This window comes from Lysinibacillus sp. GbtcB16 (assembly GCF_019091145.1).
Classification (GTDB): domain Bacteria; phylum Bacillota; class Bacilli; order Bacillales_A; family Planococcaceae; genus Lysinibacillus; species Lysinibacillus fusiformis.
Window position 1 is genome coordinate 1 of sequence record NZ_JAGXJV010000858.1, and the last position, 236, is coordinate 236.

2 tRNA genes are annotated in these 236 nt (G+C 51.7%); both read left to right on the forward strand.

From position 1 onward, the window contains the following. Positions 1 to 68 (forward strand) — tRNA-Asp (locus KVT27_RS26110). Positions 69 to 83: 15 nt separating this feature from the next. Beyond that, positions 84 to 156: transfer RNA gene (locus KVT27_RS26115), tRNA-Phe, on the forward strand. Positions 157 to 236 lie beyond the last annotated feature (80 nt).

The following is a 236-nucleotide window of genomic DNA, read 5'->3' on the forward strand; positions in this document are numbered from 1 at the left end:
GGTGTAGCGGTTAACATGCCTGCCTGTCACGCAGGAGATCGCCGGTTCGATCCCGGTCGGGACCGCCATTTTTTATAGTATATGGGTCAGTAGCTCAGTTGGTAGAGCATTAGATTGAAGCTCTAAGTGTCGGCGGTTCGATTCCGTCCTGACCCATCATTTTTTTGCCGGTGTAGCTCAGTTGGTAGAGCAACTGACTTGTAATCAGTAGGTCGTGGGTTCGACTCCTATCGCCG